11 protein-coding genes are annotated in these 15,898 nt (G+C 68.7%); all 11 read right to left on the bottom strand.

Annotated elements, in window-relative coordinates; genetic code table 11:
- Positions 1-10: 10 nt before the first annotated feature.
- Entirely contained in the window at positions 11-1,279 is a 1,269-nt protein-coding gene (locus CFB34_RS11055; RefSeq protein WP_089442462.1) for a hypothetical protein, read from the bottom strand.
- A 15-nt stretch (positions 1,280-1,294) separates the two neighbouring features.
- The gene (gene tssI, locus CFB34_RS11050; RefSeq protein WP_089442463.1) at positions 1,295-3,499 is read right to left on the bottom strand and encodes a type VI secretion system tip protein VgrG; all 2,205 of its coding nucleotides are present in this window, start codon (positions 3,497-3,499) and stop codon (positions 1,295-1,297) included.
- Positions 3,496-6,156 carry a type VI secretion system ATPase TssH gene (tssH, locus tag CFB34_RS11045; RefSeq protein ID WP_089442464.1) on the bottom strand — a complete coding sequence of 887 codons (2,661 nt, stop codon included), beginning with the start codon at positions 6,154-6,156 and terminating at the stop codon, positions 3,496-3,498. Before tssH ends, tssI begins: the two co-directional genes overlap by 4 nt.
- Before the next feature lie 12 nt (positions 6,157-6,168).
- The gene (tssG, locus tag CFB34_RS11040; RefSeq protein WP_089442742.1) at positions 6,169-7,260 is read right to left on the bottom strand and encodes a type VI secretion system baseplate subunit TssG; all 1,092 of its coding nucleotides are present in this window, start codon (positions 7,258-7,260) and stop codon (positions 6,169-6,171) included.
- Entirely contained in the window at positions 7,257-9,128 is a 1,872-nt protein-coding gene (tssF, locus tag CFB34_RS11035) for a type VI secretion system baseplate subunit TssF (protein WP_089442465.1), read from the bottom strand. Before tssF ends, tssG begins: the two co-directional genes overlap by 4 nt.
- Positions 9,129-9,132: 4 nt before the next feature.
- Positions 9,133-9,690, bottom strand: coding sequence for a type VI secretion system baseplate subunit TssE (tssE, locus tag CFB34_RS11030; protein WP_089442743.1), 558 nt, complete (start codon positions 9,688-9,690; stop codon positions 9,133-9,135).
- Between the two features lie 16 nt (positions 9,691-9,706).
- Positions 9,707-10,198 (bottom strand): type VI secretion system tube protein Hcp, encoded by a 492-nt coding sequence (locus tag CFB34_RS11025; RefSeq protein ID WP_027791618.1) that lies wholly within the window; start codon positions 10,196-10,198, stop codon positions 9,707-9,709.
- Between the two features lie 70 nt (positions 10,199-10,268).
- The gene (gene tssC, locus CFB34_RS11020) at positions 10,269-11,777 is read right to left on the bottom strand and encodes a type VI secretion system contractile sheath large subunit (RefSeq protein ID WP_089442466.1); all 1,509 of its coding nucleotides are present in this window, start codon (positions 11,775-11,777) and stop codon (positions 10,269-10,271) included.
- Positions 11,770-12,324 (bottom strand): type VI secretion system contractile sheath small subunit, encoded by a 555-nt coding sequence (tssB, locus tag CFB34_RS11015; protein WP_011355191.1) that lies wholly within the window; start codon positions 12,322-12,324, stop codon positions 11,770-11,772. Before tssB ends, tssC begins: the two co-directional genes overlap by 8 nt.
- Positions 12,325-12,397: 73 nt before the next feature.
- Positions 12,398-13,513 (bottom strand): type VI secretion system protein TssA, encoded by a 1,116-nt coding sequence (tssA, locus tag CFB34_RS11010; RefSeq protein WP_089442467.1) that lies wholly within the window; start codon positions 13,511-13,513, stop codon positions 12,398-12,400.
- Positions 13,500-15,857, bottom strand: a complete 2,358-nt coding sequence (locus tag CFB34_RS11005; RefSeq protein ID WP_089442468.1) for a serine/threonine-protein kinase — start codon at positions 15,855-15,857, stop codon at positions 13,500-13,502. The genes tssA and CFB34_RS11005 overlap by 14 nt, the downstream gene beginning before the upstream one ends.
- Positions 15,858-15,898: the final 41 nt, after the last annotated feature.

Raw genomic sequence — 15,898 nt, 5'->3', positions numbered from 1 at the left:
GCGTCTCCGTTCAGCGGCCGCCGCGCAAGGCGGCGACTTTCTCGCGGAGTTCGGCGCGACGCCGGTCGAACGCCCCGACCTGCGACACCATCCACTCGACGACGAGCTGCAGGTTGCTGTTCAGGCGTGTCGCGTCGTCCAGCGTCAAGCCCGCATCAAGTGCATTGAAGCCGGCTTCCAGCGCGTGCTCGCGCTCCCCTGCCCGCTCCCAGCATACGGCGCTCATGCGCCACGCTTCGACGGTCATCAACGCATCCTGCGCGGCGGCCGTCGACGCGGCCGCCCGCTCGTAGCAGTAAGCGGCGCGCGCATGATCCTTCACCATCAGATGCACGCTCGCCTCGCCGAACAATCCGTTGGCGACGAGCTTCCAGCCGGCCGGATGTCCGGCGTTCACCGCATGCGTGCCGCTTTCTGCTGCTTGCCGATACGCATCGACGGCACGCTCGCGATCGCACCATTTCAGATACGCGGCACCGGCAATCAGATGCACGACGACGCACTGGTCGAACCACTTCTCACGCTCGGCCACCTTCAGCGCCGCCGCGCGGAGTTCTTCCAGGCGGGTGGGATTGCCGTCTTTGACCGTCTCGCTCATCGTGATGAACAGTCGCCGGAATTCGCCGCTCGATCCGCGTTCGCCCGATTCCGCGAGCAGTTCGCGCGGCACGCTCGCCATCGAATACCGGCCATGGACGATGCTGACGAGCTTCGGGTGACGCTGAACCAGTGGTGCGACCTGTCCAATATCCGTGCGCGGCACGACGAAGCGCACGCGTTCACCGAGCCGCGGGGTCGCAGCGAGGGTCGACAGCAGGCCATCCATCCACCGCATCCATGCGGGTTCGTCATCCGTCCGGGACGGCGCAAGCACGAATACCAGCGCAGGAAACACCTCCGGATGATGTTCGATCAGGCTGGCGGCCACGGTAAGCAGGTAATGCACCGGATCGGCACCGTCGAAAAACGGCGGCTGCCAGTCGGCCCGGATCCCCGCTGCGTCGGAAGCATCCCGGCGGCTATCGTAGAAGGCGATCAGCTCGTCGGCCAGCGCCTGTGCATACTGCGCTTCGGCCACGAACGCCGTGCGCATGGTTCGAACCGCACACGACGTGTCTTCCTGCGCCTGAAAATACAACCGCACAAGCGGTGAATCCGTTTCGTTCGTGTGCCACACCATCAACCGCGCGGCTTTGTCTTTCGCGAAACGCATCCAGTCCGTATGCGCATCCATGAACCTGCGCTCTACCGGATTGGTCGGCTGCCAGTTCTGCTGCATTCGTGTGGACCTCCGTCACGGGTTCAGTTTCAGGACGGTGCCTTCGACCGTGTGCTCGCCCGTGGCCGACGACGTCACCGTCGTTCCGCGCACGCTGTGGCTTTCGGAGCCGGTCGATGCGACGTTGACGCCCTGGATCGTGATCGTGCCGTCGCGCTTCATCACGATGCTGGACATCCCGCAGACGAGCGAAAGCTGGTCGCCGGCGTTGACGGTCACCTGATGCTGCACGTTCGTCGTATGGCTCGCACCGACGTTGACGGTGTGTTCGCCGCCGACCGTGTGCGTATGGGCGTTCGCGATCGTCGACGTTCGCGTGCCGATTTCCTCGGTATGCGTGGACGCGACCTGCGTCTTCATGTCCTGAGACGTCGTGTGATAAAGCTGCGCGACGCTCAACGTCTTGCCCTCGCCGATCGTTTCGGTCTTGGCTTTGGCGACCGTCTCGGTATGCACGCCACCGATGGTCGCGTCGCGATTCGCGGCGATCGTCACCGTTTCGTTCTGCCCGACCGTCCGCGTCCGGTTGCCGACAACGCCATGCGTCTCATTCGCCCCAATCTGCGCGACCCGGTTCTGCCCGATATTCACCGTTTCGTTCTGCCCCACACTCCTCTGCCGGTTGTTCTTCACCTGCATCGTTTCGTCGTTCCCGACCGTATGCGTATGGTTGTTCCCGACGGAAAGCGAATGATCGAGCTCCGTCTCCGCATCGAAATTCCGCTCGGCATGCATCCACAGTTGCTCGGCGCCCTTCTTGTCCTCGAACCGGAATGCATTGGCGTGGTCGGTCGTTCCACCCGGCGACGACCGCGACAACAGCCCGCTCTGCGTCGCACTTCCGGGCAACCCCCACGGCGGCATCTTCTCCCCGTTGAAAACCCGCCCGGTGACGATCGGCTCATCGGGATCGCCATTGAGAAAATCGACCACCACCTCATCGCCCACCCGCGGAATCTGCACGCCCCCGAACCCGCCCCCGGCCCACGGACTCGACACCCGCACCCAGCACGACGAATCCTGGTTGCTTTGCCCGTACCGATCCCAGCGGAACTGCAGCTTCACGCGCCCATACTGGTCGGTCCAGATTTCCTCTCCCGGCGGCCCGACGACGGTGGCCGTCTGCGGCCCGTTGGTGCGCGGCCGCGGCGTCTCGCGCGGCGACCGGTAAGGCAGGCTCGTCGGCTGCACGAGCATCATCGTCTGATGGACGACAGCCTCCGCACCCTGGTCGCTCGCATACGCGTTCTCCTGAAACCGGTACTGGCACCGCACGATCAGGTACTCGCGGTTCTGGTCCGCACGCGGGCAATGTTCGAGCGTGAACAGATAACCGGGCGCGACACCCCGCACGTCGGTATCGGCGTTCGCCCGCTCATGTTCCGCCTGCTGTTCCTCGAGCCGCACGCGGCTGTAATGCGCACCGGGTGCATCGTCGCGATAACCCCCCGGCCACTCGAACGAAGCAAAACCGTCGTGATCGTGCCCACGCGGATCGACTTTCTGCGACGAAAGATCGGCCCGCGGCTTCGTATAGTCGTAGTCGGTGGTCTGGTGCCGGCCGACGCTCACCGCCTGCGCGGGCAGCCAGCCGTCGATGTGCTCCTCGTCGGCGATCGCGGTGCGGTCGCGCGCGATGTACGGAATCGTCTCGTAGCCGGGCAGCACGGTATGCGACGACATCGCGTCGCCGAGCATCAGCGTATGCGTGTCCTCCGCATGCCGGAACCAGAAGTAGATCCCCTCGAACTCCATCAGCCGCGACACGAACGCGGCATCGGTCTCGTTGTACTGCACGCAATAGTCGCGCGGCACATACGATTCGGCGAGGTGGTTCTCGATCGGAAAACCGTACGTCGACAGCACCTCCTGCACGATCTCGGGCACGGTCTTGTTCTGGAAGATCCGGCAATCGGAGCGGCGCGTCGCGAGCCACAGCCACGGGCGCACGATCAGTTCGTAGCCGTAGTAGCGCTCGGCGCGCCGGCCGGACAGCGATGCGCGCGCAACGATCCCGTTCAGGTAGCGGGTCGACAGGTCCTGCTGTTCGATCCGCACCGTCACGGGCTTGCCGAGCAGGTCCTTCAGCGACAGGCTGTGACTGTCGGCGAGCGCCTCGATCCGGTATTCGAACAGGCGGCCGAGTTCATCGCTGCCGTCGAGCGTATGGAACTTGAGGCCGTCGCCGTGCGGGCTGTCGAGTGTGAATACGCGATTCAAGTCGTTTCCTCCTCGTCGAACCGGTACGTGAATTCGCCGTCGGCGGCGCTCAGCTCGATCGACGACAGCGTGCGGCCCTCGAGCGTGGCCTGCAGGATCGCGCGGCCGATGCGCGGCATCACGGTGTGCGTGAGGATCGCGTCGACCATCCGGCCGCCGGATTCGATCGTCCGGCAACGCTCGACGACCAGCGCGTTCGCCGCATCGGTGCAGCGCAGCCGGATGCCGTGGTGCGCGTCGATCCGCTGCGCGATCCGCCGCAATTGCAAGGCGACGATTCGCGCGAGCGTCGCGTCGGTGAGCGGGTAGTACGGCACGACGGTCAACCGGCCGAGCAGCGCGGCGGGAAACACGTCGAGCAGCGGCGCGCGCAGCGCATCGGCGAGCGTCTGCACGTCGGGCAGGCGCTCCGGATCGCGGCACAGCTGCATTACGCGATCGGCGCCGACGTTCGACGTCAGCAGGATCACGGTGTGGCGGAAATCGATGTCGCGCCCCTCGCCGTCTTCCATCCAGCCCTTGTCGAATACCTGGAAGAAAATCTCGTGCACGTCGCGGTGCGCCTTCTCGATCTCGTCGAGCAGCACGACGCTGTACGGGCGGCGGCGTACGGCTTCGGTGAGCACCCCGCCCTGCCCGTAGCCGACGTAGCCGGGCGGCGCGCCCTTCAGTGTCGACACCGTATGCGCCTCCTGGAATTCGCTCATGTTGATCGTGATCGCGTTGTGTTCGCCGCCGTACAGTGTGTCGGCGAGCGCGAGCGCGGTCTCGGTCTTGCCGACGCCGGATGGGCCGCACAGCAGGAACACGCCATGCGGTTTCTTCGGATCGTCGAGCTTGGCGCGCGCGGTCTGGATGCGCTCGGCAATCAGCTCGACCGCGTGCTGCTGGCCGACGACGCGCTCGCCGAGCGTATCGGCGAGCTTCAGCACGGCCTGCGTTTCGTCGCGCACCATGCGGCCGAGCGGAATGCCGGTCCAGTCGGCCACGACGGCGGCGACCGCGTGCGGGTCGACGGCGGGCAGCACGAGCGGCGCATCGCCCTGCAGGTCGGCCAGCGCTTGCTGGGCAACCGAGAGACGCGCTTGCGCCGCAGCCCGTGCATCCGCATCGAGTGCGTGGGACGGATCGTCGTCGAGCAGCAGCGCACGGGCATCGACGATCGCGGTCAAGGCGTCGCGTTCGGTTTGCCAGCGGGTGTCGAGCCGGTCGAGTTCGGTCCGGGCGACGGCAATGTCGTGCTCGATCGCATCGCGCCGCGCGGTATCACCGGTGCCGAGCGCGCATTCGCGTCCGATCCGCTCCTGTTCGACGCGCAGGCTGTCGATTCGGCGGCGCGCGTCTTCGATCGGCGCGGGCACCGCGTGCTGGCTGACGGCGACGCGCGCACAGGCCGTATCGAGCAGGCTGATCGCCTTGTCCGGCAACTGGCGGGCGGGAATGTAGCGGTGCGACAGCGTGACGGCGGCCTCCAGCGCATCGTCGAGCACGAGCACGCGGTGGTGGCTCTCGAGCTTCCCGGCGAGGCCGCGCAGCATCGTCAGCGCGGCCGCTTCCTCCGGTTCGTGGACGTGCACGAGCTGGAAGCGTCGCGTCAGCGCCGGGTCCTTCTCGATGTACTGCTTGTACTCGGACCACGTGGTCGCGCCGATCGTGCGCAGCAGGCCGCGGGCGAGCGCGGGCTTCAGCAGGTTCGCGGCGTCGCCGGTGCCGGCGGCCCCGCCCGCGCCGACGAGCGTGTGGACTTCGTCGATGAACAGGATCGCCGGCCGCTCGGACGACATCGCTTCGTCGATCACGCCGCGCAGCCGGCTCTCGAATTCACCCTTCACGCTCGCGCCGGCCTGCAGCAGCCCGATGTCGAGCAGGTACAGCGCGACGTCCTGCAGCGACGGCGGCACGTCGCCGGCGGCAATCCGCAGCGCGAAGCCTTCCGCGACCGCCGTCTTGCCGACGCCGGCCTCGCCGACCAGCAGCGGGTTGTTCTGCCGGCGTCGCAGCAGGATATCGACGATCTGGCGGATCTCCGGATCGCGCCCGATCACCGGATCGATCTCGCCGGCCCGTGCGTGGGCGGTCAGGTCGACAGCGAAACGCGCGAGCGCCGAGCCGTCGGAGGCGGCGGTCGCGCCGCGCATCGTCATGTCGCCGCCCGGCGCCGCCTGCCCGGCTGGTGGCGCCTCCGGCGAGCCTTCGACGATCGACGCGAGTTCGTCGGCGAGCACGTCCGGCACGATGCGCTCGAATTCGCGCGCGATCGCCAGCAGCACGTTGCGCAACTGCGGTGTCTTCAGGATCGCGAGCAGCAGCACCGCGCCGCGAATGCGCGTCGCGTCGTACTTCAGCGTCGCGTAGACCCACGCGCGTTCGACCGCGTCGTCGATGTGCACGGACAGATCCGACACCGAGCCCGCGCCGCGCGGCAACTTGTCGAGCGCGGTAACGAGCCCGCGGTCGAGCGCGGCGTCGTCCACGCCGAAGTGGCGCAGCACGCGCTGCAGGTCGCCGTCGGGCCGTTGCAGCATCTGCTTGAACCAGTGTGCGAGCTCGACGTACGGATTGCCGCGCAGCCGGCAGAAGCCGGTCGCCTGCTCGAGCGTCTCGTAGAGGAACGGATTCAGCTTTCCGAACAGGTTGGCGCGGCCGATATCGGACATGACGGTTCCCGTTTAGGCGGTTTCGCGATGAAGGGGGGCGCCGCCGCGCCGCACGTCGTAGCGGACGACGAGGTCGCGCGCGGGGCCGGGGTCGAGCCGTTGCCCGAGCCACGCAGTGCGGCCGATGCCCTGCGGCGCGCCGAGCGCGATCGCCGGCACCGCGTCGGCCGCCAGTTCGAGCTGCACGTCCCAGTCGAACTCGATGCCGACGTATTCGCGCACCCATTGCGCGAGCTGCCGCGCATGCGGGCCGCCCGGCAGGAAACGGCGGTACGCGTCGAGCGACAGCGGGCCGAGCACGATCCGGAAGCGCGACTGCGCATCGCGCACCGCGACGCCGAGCGCGACGGCGCCGACCCGCAACGTCGGCCGCGTCGCGCGGATCGTGCAGCGCTGCGAACGTTCTATCGCGACCCACTGCGGCACGTGCTCGACGATGCGCGCCTCGACACCGAAATGCCGGCGCAGGATCTGCACGAGCCCTTCCGGGTTGCGTGTGTGCCGCACGAGATGGCCCGCGTGGAAATAGCGCGCGTGCGGCGCGAGCGTGTCGGCGTCGGCGTGAGTGGCGGCTTTCGTGACGGGCTTGTCGCCGTGTGCCGCCCGCCCGATCAGGCTCGCGACATAACCGTCGAACCGTGCACGTTCCGGGCGATCGAGGCTCACCGTCGGCTGCGCATCGGCCCAGGCGCGGTAGAACAGCAGGATCAGACGGTGATGGAACAGGTCGGCGAACGCGGCGAACGTCGGGTCGTCGTGCTGCGCCGCGCGTTCGTGCGCGTATTCGGTCAGGTGCGTCGGCAGCGGCCCGTTCGGGCCGAACAGCCCGAACCCGTGGATCGCGATGCGCGGCGGCATGCCGCTGCCCTCGTCGCTCACGCCGGCCAGCATCGACGCCGCAAACGCGAGCGACGGCTGCTGCCCGAGCCGCACCGGCTCGTCACGCGGCCGCGTCGCATGGCCGAGCGGCGCGCGGCCGGGCGACAGCGCATCGAGCCAGCGCAGCGCCTGGAACAGGTCGTAGCCGTGCGGCGCGGCGCGCAGGCGTGCCCACCACGCATCGCGGCGTGCGGCTTCGGCGGCCGGAGACATATCGCGCTTCATATCGCGGGCCGCCTGCCGATGCGCGCCGGCCAGTGCGCGAGCGTGCCGCGCTGCGCACTGGTCAGCACGCATTCGGCAAACGCGTTGATCGACACGTGGCGCGCGAAGAACTGTTCGAGCACCGCGCCGAGCAGGAATGGGCTGTCACCGGAGAACGCATGATCGTCGACGGTCACGTCGACCTGCACGCCGCGCCCGAACATCAGCGGGCCGGACGCCGGCAGCCGGCGGAACACCGGCGAGAACGCCACGCGCAGCACGCCGTCGATCTGCCGGCGCATCGCGGCATCGGCCGGGTCGGCATGCAGGCCGAGCAGTTCGCGCAGCGCATGCGCGCCCTCGTCGTCGTCGAGATCGGTCAGCGTGTGCCGGGCGAGCCCGAGATGGCGGATCAGCCGCCACGCGGTTTGCGCATCGGCGATCGGCGGCCGAGGCCGCGACGGGCCGCGGATCGCGACGATGCTTTCGACCGGAGCCGACACGCGCAGCGTGAACGTGTTCGCGTCGCCCGGTGGCTGCAGCAGCACGAGATCGCGGTTCGTGCACAGCGTGTCGGCCGCCAGGTAGCGCATCGTTTCGTCGTACGGCGCGCACTGGCTGTCGACGAGCGACACGTAGGTCTCGCTGCCGACGTAGCCGGTGCGCGTGCCGTTCGCGCGTGCCTGAGAGGACACCAGCCGCGGTTCGCGCCGCACCGTGTAGTACGCGCCATGGTTGCCGTCGTCGCTCGCGAACGACGCGTGAAACGGCCGGAATTCGCGTGACTGGCCGTCGTCACGCTGCTCGCTCGCGAGCCGCTGCACCGCATAGACCTCATAGTCGAGCGGCCGGCTGCGATCGACGACGACATGGTGCTCGCGCGCGCCCGGCTGCAGCGGAATGCGGTCGGCGCGGCGCGCGAACAGGTTCACGGCCGGCGTGCAGTTCAGCGCGAGGTGTTTCGCGCTGACGGCCGCCTCGAGCGCCGCATCGTGGCGATCGAACAGCACGGTCAGTTCGAACGCGTCGCCGGTCGCGCGCGCGAGCGCGGCGCGCAGCCCGCTGATGCTGAAAAACAGGAAACGCGCCGGAAACGCGAAATACTCGCGCAGCAGCCGGTAGCCGTGGAAGCTGCGGCCGTCGTCGGGCAGGATCGCCTGTGCGGGATCGAAGCCTTCATGGACGATCGCGTCGGCTTCGAGCGTATGCAGCCAGCGCGGCGGCTGCGCCGGATCGTGGCACACGACGCCGAGCGCATGCGCGGCGATCAGTTCGAGCAGGTGCAGCGCGTCGCGTTCGGGGCCGGCGAGATGAAACGTCAGCCGGTCGAGCGGCAACTGGGAAAGTTTGGCGCCGCCGCGCGCCTCCAACCGGATGCGCAGCGCGCCGCGCACGTCCTGCCGCGCGGCGAACGCGCCGCGCGGCAGCCACGACGGCGCGCCGGTGACGGTCGCATCGGTCAGTTCGAGCGGCCACAGCGTCAGGTCGTGCGCGGTGCGGAATTCGCACGCGGTCTGCTCGGACGCGGCCGGACGTGCGCGCAGCGCGGTGCCGGCCGGCAGCCGCCAGCCTTGCGCCAGGCTGCCTTCGTTCAGCAGCGGCGCGAACCGTACGATCGCCATCGACGGCAGCGGCGCGATATAGCCGGGATACACGGCATCGAGCAGCGCCTGCGTGAAACGCGGAAACTCGGCGTCCATCTTGAGCTGCACGCGCGCGGTGAGGAAGCTGAAGCCTTCGAGCAGCCGTTCGACGTACGGGTCGGGCGGCCCCGATTCGTTGAGCCGCAGCCGCGCGGCCACTTTCGGGAACTGCTGCGCGAATTCGCCGCCGAGCTCGCGCAGGTACGCGAGTTCGCGGTTGTAGTAGTCGAGCAGGCGCGTATCCATCGCGTCAGGCCCCCGCCAACGATTGCAGCGACATCGCGCCCGTCTCGAGATCGAGGTCGGAGCGCAGCACGAATTCGAGCGGATGCGGGATCGACCACAGCGTGCCGCGAATCTCGAACAGCAGCACGTTGTGGCGCCGTTCGCCGGCCCGGCCGCCGGCCGCGTCGATCACGCTGCGCACGTCGACGCTGTCGGGCGCGATGCGCGGCTCGAAGCGGAGGATCGCGTCGCGGATCGACGCCTCGACCGACATCCGCTCGACGCCCGACATCGGCTTGCCCACGAGCGGCCGCATCCCGTAGTTGAGCACCGACGCCTGCGCGTGCGCGAACGCCGACCAGTCGACGAAGCCGTCCTCGGCGTTGCGCGTGTTGAGCAGCCACGCGAGATCGCGCAGCACGGCCGCACGCAGGCGTTCGGTGCCGATCCACTGCGCGCCGGGCGCTTCGGCGGCGCGCTGCGGCGTGTCGTCGGTGAGCCGGTCGAGCAGCGCGGGCTGGAGCCGGTCGCGCAGGCTGCCTTCCCGGCCGTCGCGGCCATCGCGGGTTCGCGGGTCGTCCATCGTCATCTCCGCGCCGTCACATCTCGGTGTTTTCCTTGATGTTCCAGCCGACGGTCACCTCCGCGCCCTTGCCGCCGTTGTCGTTCTGCTGCCAGTACTGCTTCTTCACCTTCGCGGCCTGGAAGCCGTAATGCATCATCAGCCGGTCGGCGACGTCGCCCGGATCGATGCCCGCGACCTGCGCGGACGTGACGAGCACCTCCTGCAGCGTCACGCGCATGAACTCGACCTGCGTGCCGCCCGTCTTGCACGCGGAGATCTCGACCGACGACAGATGCTTGCCGTTCGCGCAGTTCTTGATGATCGCGGGCGCGCCCTTGTCCATGTACGCGGCGACGACGAGATCGTTGAAGCTCGCCTTGCCCGCGTTGCCGCCGCTGCCGCTCGCCATCGCGCCCGGCTGGCTCGCGCCCCACGTGAACGACTGGATGTCGGTCCAGCCTTTGTGCTGCGCGTCCGCCGATTCGCCGGTCACGCCGTCCACCTTCATAAACATTGCCACGCCCATTGCCGTCTCCGTTTCAGTGCGATGTCAGGATGAATGCCGCGTTGAATGCCGATCGTTGCTTGCGCTGCCCTCACTCGTTGGCCGCCTTCGCGGTCGGCAGCCGCGAGATGAGCCGCAGCGACACGGTGAGCCCTTCGAGCTGGTAGTGCGGCCGCAGGAAGAATTTCGACGTGTAGTAGCCGGGGTTGTCCTCGACCTCCTCGACCACCACCTGCGCGGCCGCGAGCGGCTTGCGCGCCTTGGTTTCCTGCGACGAGTTGATGGGGTCGCCGTCGACGTAGTTCATGATCCAGTCGTTCAGCCAGCGCTCCATGTCGTCGCGTTCGCGGAACGAGCCGATCTTGTCGCGCACGATGCACTTCAGGTAATGCGCGAAGCGGCAGCACGCGAACAGGTACGGCAGGCGGCCGGACAGCCGCGCGTTCGCGGTCGCGTCGGGATCGTGGTACTCGGCCGGCTGGTACAGCGACTGCGCGCCGATGAACGCCGCGAAATCCGAGTTCTTCCGGTGTACGAACGGCATGAAGCCGTTCTTCGCGAGCTCGGCCTCGCGGCGGTCGCTGATCGCGATCTCGGTCGGGCATTTCTGGTCGACGCCGCCGTCGTCGGTCGGGAACGTGTGGCTTGGCAGCCCTTCGACCGCCCCGCCCGATTCGACGCCGCGGATCGACGAACACCAGCCGAACTGCTTGAACGAGCGGTTGATGTTCGCGGCCATCGCATACGCCGAATTCGCCCACGTGTAGCGGTCGTGGTTCGCGGCGTCGGTGTCTTCCTCGAAGTCGAATTCGTCGACGGGGTTGGTGCGCGCGCCGTACGGCAGCCGCGCGAGAAAGCGCGGCATCGCGAGGCCGATGTAGCGCGAATCCTCCGACTGCCGCAGGCTGCGCCACGCCGCGTATTCGGTGTTCTGGAAGATCTTCGTCAGGTCGCGCGGGTTCGACAGCTCCTGCCACGAATCCATCTGCATCAGCTCCGGCGACGCACCGGCGATGAACGGCGCGTGCGCGGCCGCCGCGATCTTCGACAGCTCGCCGAGCATCTCGACGTCCGGCGGGCTGTGGTTGAAATGGAAATCGCCGACCAGGCAGCCGAACGGCTCGCCGCCGAATTGCCCGTATTCCTCCTCGTAGATCTTGCGGAACAGCGGGCTCTGGTCCCACGCGACGCCCTTGTAGCGCTTCAGCACCCGCGCGACCTCGTTGCGCGACGCCGGCAGCGCCTTGATCTTCAGCAGCTCGTCGGTCTCGGTGTGCGTGACGAGGTAATGCAGCCCACGCCACGCGCCTTCGAGCGTCTGGAACTCGTTGTGATGCAGGATCTGGTTGATCTGCTCGGACAGCTTGCGGTCGATCTCAGCGATGATCTGCTTCACGCTGCCGTATGCATCGGTTGTCATGCCGACCGTGTGTTCGAGCGCCTGCTGCGCGAGCGTGCGCACCGCGCGCTCGACCGACTCGCGCGCCTCGGCCGTCTTCGGCTTGAATTCCTTTTGCAGCAGCGCGGCGAATTCGTCGTGCGCGACGGCCGGTTGCGCGGCGTCGCGCGTGTCCGCACGGGATTGGACGGGATCATTCATCGCGGGCCTCCGGTTGGGTCGCGTCGCCGCCCTGCGCGGGCTCGTGCGGGTTGCGCACGAGCGTCTTCAGCAGGTCGGGATCGTTGATCGCGCGCTCGATCAGCTGCTCGGCGCCGTGCTTGCCGTCCATGTACGACAGCAGGTTCGACAGCTCGGTGCGCGCCTCCAGCAGCCGGCGCAGCGCGTCGACGTTGCGCGCGATCGCGGCCGGCGAGAAATCGTCGATCTGCTCGAACGTCATGTCGACGTTGAGCATCCCTTCGCCGGTCAGCGTGTTGGGCACCTGGAACGCGACGCGCGGCGCGACCGATTTCATCCGCTCGTCGAAGTTGTCGACATCGATCTCGAGGAACTTGCGCTCCGGTAAGTCCGGCAACGGCTCGGCACGCTTGCCCGCCAGGTCGGAAATCACGCCCATCACGAACGGCAACTGCACCTTGCGTTCCGCGCCGTAGGTCTCGACGTCGTACTCGATCTGCACGCGCGGCGCCCGATTGCGCGCGATGAACTTCTGTCCGCTGCCTGCCGCCTTGGTTCTGTCCGTCATCGTCCACTCCTTCACATCGATCAGGTTGCGCAGTTCGTCGTCACCGCCCGCGTCGCGGCGGCGCTCGCTCGTTTCATTCGCTCCGCTCGCCGCTCAGCAGATCCAGCTTCGGCAGGCTCTCCGGCGCGAGATCGCGGATGATTTCGTAGAAGTCGAGCGCGAGCAGCCGCTGCGCGCGCCGCAGCAGCAGCGGCGCCGGATGGCTCGGCTCGTGTTGCTCGAAATAGCGGCACATCTTGTCGAGGCCGATGCGCACGTCGTCGCGGCTCGTGACCTCGGCATCGCGCCACGCGTGCGCGTTCGGTATGGCCGCCGGCGCGGTTGCGGCCGTGCCGGGCTGCGACGTGTCGCCGGGCGCGGCCTGCTGCATGTCGGGCGACACCGGTTGCGGCTCGGGCCGCGGCACTTCGCGCACGATCCGTTGCAGCGCTTTCTCCGCATCGCCTTCGTCCGGCGCCCATTCGCGGCCCAGCTTGTCCGTCACGCCCACGCGGATCGCCTCCAGCGAGCGCAGTGCCGCGCGCGCCGCGTCGAGCGGCGTCGTGCCGTCGCTGTGCGCGGCCGATAGCGCAGCCAGCAGGCTGTCGCGGCTGCCCGCCACGGGGCTGCCGGTGTCGTCGCGGCCGTCGAGCAGCCGTTCCGCGTCGCGCACGCTCGGGCCGCCGTCGAACAGCGGCTGGCGGCGCGCCGCGCGCGCGCAGTCGTGCGCGCCGGCTATCTCGGCGAGCGCGTTCATCCGCAATGTCGGGTCCGGTTCGCCGTCCGCGTCGAGCCGCGGATGCAGGTCGTCCCAGCGGCGTTCGAGCAGGTTTGCGACGAGCGCGAGCGCGTCCGCGTAGCCCGGAATACCGTGTTGCTCGATCCAGCTGCGTGCGAGACAGGCGATGACGCGCAGATCCTTCGTGCGCGCCGACAGCGCCAGCGCGAGCCGCTCGACCGCGCGCCAGTCGGGCGCTTCGGCCGGGATCACGGTGTCGCCGTATTGCTGCTCGGCACGCGGCGTCGCGCGCTCCTGCAGTTGCAGGAACTCGGCGTCGTATTCGAGGTTCGCGCCGCACGGCGCGTCCGGCGCGACATCCGCGAGCAGTCGGCCGATCAGGTCGGCGCGCGGCGTCGCCGGCAGGCCGGGCGGCACCGTGGCATATGCGGCGGCGGCCAGCGCCGCCTGGCTGACGTCATTCGAATGCATAGTCGATATTGACCGGTTTGCTGCCGAAGTCGATCGCCACGGTGCGGTGCAACGGCGGCAGCGTGCCGTTGCGGATCTCGATCACGTAGACGCCCGGCGTCAGCGATACCGAACGCAGCGGCGGGCTTGCGCCGCGCCGCGCGCCGTTCACGTAGACGTCGCCCCATGGCCGCACGTTGAAACGCACCTGCACGGTTTCCTGGGCCTTCGACGGACGCGGCTGCGACTCGGCCGTTGGCGCGTTGACGGTGGCGACGGCAGTCGCGGCCTCCGACGGTGCCTTTGGTGCTGGTGTGGGCGCAGTCGCCGGTGTGGCTGCCGCTTCCGACGGCGGTACGTTGACGACGCGTTCCGACGAATCGAGGCTGCCGGCGGGGGCGATGCCCGAGCTGGAGCCCGACGGCGACGGAGCCGGGTTCGTTACGGTGGTCGCAACCTGCGGCGCGGGCGTGGCGGCCTCGACGGCAGGCGCGCTGGCCGGCGCTGCGGCGACGGCGGGCGGCGGAACCTGCGCGGACGATCCGGCCGGCAGGCTGGACGGCGGCACGACGGTCGGTGTCGGCCCTTGCTGGGCCAGCGTGGCGCCCGGCGTGCTCGCGGGCGGGGACGTGCCGGCCTGCGGCTGGCTCGCGACCGGTGCGGCTTCGTCGGCGACGCGGGCGGGACGCGACAGATAAGTCGCCGCGAGGCCGACGGCGATCAACGCAACGAGCGCGCTACCGACGTAGACAGGCAGGCGGCGATTGCGCGATCCAGGCGGAGCGTGGCCGCGTTGGGCGCCGGTCGGCCCGGATGCGCCGCCGGATGACGACGCCGATGCGGCGGGATGCGGTGCGGTCGAAGCGGCGGCGCCGGCAGCCGCGGATGCGTTCGCGTTGCCGGAACCGGCTGCACCTTGCGCGCCGATGTCCGAGGCCGTATTCGCTGATCGCGTACCGGCTGCGTCGTGTGTGTCGGTTCGTGCAGCGGGCGCTTCTTTCGCGCGTTCGACGTTTCCGGTCGGCGTTTCGGATTCGACCGGTTTTTCAACCGGTTTCGCAGACGATTGAGACGTATGCGATGCAGCAGACGCTGCGAGCGAGCCCACAGCCGCAACGGCGGCGCCTTGCGCGACGGTTCTGGACGTCGAACGCGTATCGGCCTCCGGCTTGGTGCCGGACACACCAGACGATGCGGATGCCGTATCCGTGGGCGTAGACACATGATCCGCACCACCGGCTGTCGACGCCCGCCCATCCGGCGCAGCGTTGCCCGAAGCGGTCCCGCCCGCGCCGATCGACGCCGCCGCGGCAGCCGACGCCACGCCGGACGCAGCAGACGCCCCACCCTTCCCGTCCCCGCTCCTGCCCGCATCACCCACCGGCGGCACGACCGCCGCACCATACCCGCCCCCCGTGCCGACATCCCGCAACCCGAGCTCCGCCGCGAACGCCGCGACCGATTCCGGCCGATCCGGAATCCGCAACTGCAGCGCATGATCGACCGCCGCGAGAAACGCCGGGCTGTACACCTCGCCGGCCGGCAGTTCGCGCGTCGCGAGCGGCCGGTACGTGTCCTTGATGCTGCGCACGACGGCCGCGGGCGGCAATTCGCCGGTGATCATCGCATGCATCACCGCGCCGAGCGCATAGAGGTCGGTCCACGGCCCCTGGCTGAACGCGGGATCGTCGGTGTACTGCTCGATCGGCGCGTAACCGGGCTTGATCATCATCGCGCCGTCGTCGACCAGGTCGCCGATCCGTTTGCGCGCCGCGCCGAAGTCGAGCAGGATCGCGCTGCCGTTCGGGCGGATCAGCACGTTGTCGAGCGCGACGTCGCGATGGAAGCACTGCGCGCGATGCAGCGTGTCGAGCGCACCGAGCAGCGCGCCGACGATACTGCGCAACTGCGTCTCGCTGATCCGCATCCCGCCGTCGAGCAGCTGCTTGAGCGTGCGCCCTTCGTAGAACGGCATCACCATGTACGCGGTGCCGTGGCTTTCCCAGAAATGCAGGACCTTGACGAGCCCCGGATGATCGAATTGCGCGAGCAGGCGCGCTTCGTTGAGGAACGCGCCGCGACCGGCGTCGAAGGCCTGCGCGAACCGCTCGGAGCGCAGCGACACCGTGTAGTCGCCGCCGCGCGTGGCCAGCATCGACGGCATGTATTCCTTGATCGCGACGGCGCGCCGCAACGTGCGGTCGAATGCGCGATAGACGATCCCGAAGCCGCCGATGCCCAGCACCTCGTCGAGCTGCAGTTCGCCCAGGCGATGGCCGAGCGGCAGCGGCCGCACCGTGAATTCGGATGCGTCGCCGCGTGTCGCCGTGTCGTGCTCGTTGTCTCTCGATCCAGCGTCCTTCATCTCCACCACCTCTCGAAACCGCGTCCATTCCACCCGCCGCA

It is taken from the genome of Burkholderia sp. HI4860 (assembly GCF_002223045.2).
Lineage (GTDB): Bacteria > Pseudomonadota > Gammaproteobacteria > Burkholderiales > Burkholderiaceae > Burkholderia.
The sequence above is the reverse complement of the archived record's forward strand: the minus strand, read 5'-3'. Positions and strand labels throughout refer to the sequence as shown.

Coding starts and splice junctions, on each gene's coding strand:
- tssH (WP_089442464.1), bottom strand. CDS start 6,156: ATGTCCGATATCGGCCGCGCCAACCTGTTCGGAAAGCTGAATCCGTTC.
- tssC (WP_089442466.1), bottom strand. CDS start 11,777: ATGAATGATCCCGTCCAATCCCGTGCGGACACGCGCGACGCCGCGCAA.
- tssE (WP_089442743.1), bottom strand. CDS start 9,690: ATGGACGACCCGCGAACCCGCGATGGCCGCGACGGCCGGGAAGGCAGC.
- tssA (WP_089442467.1), bottom strand. CDS start 13,513: ATGCATTCGAATGACGTCAGCCAGGCGGCGCTGGCCGCCGCCGCATAT.
- CFB34_RS11025 (WP_027791618.1), bottom strand. CDS start 10,198: ATGGGCGTGGCAATGTTTATGAAGGTGGACGGCGTGACCGGCGAATCG.
- tssF (WP_089442465.1), bottom strand. CDS start 9,128: ATGGATACGCGCCTGCTCGACTACTACAACCGCGAACTCGCGTACCTG.
- CFB34_RS11005 (WP_089442468.1), bottom strand. CDS start 15,857: ATGAAGGACGCTGGATCGAGAGACAACGAGCACGACACGGCGACACGC.
- tssG (WP_089442742.1), bottom strand. CDS start 7,260: ATGAAGCGCGATATGTCTCCGGCCGCCGAAGCCGCACGCCGCGATGCG.
- tssB (WP_011355191.1), bottom strand. CDS start 12,324: ATGACGGACAGAACCAAGGCGGCAGGCAGCGGACAGAAGTTCATCGCG.
- CFB34_RS11055 (WP_089442462.1), bottom strand. CDS start 1,279: ATGCAGCAGAACTGGCAGCCGACCAATCCGGTAGAGCGCAGGTTCATG.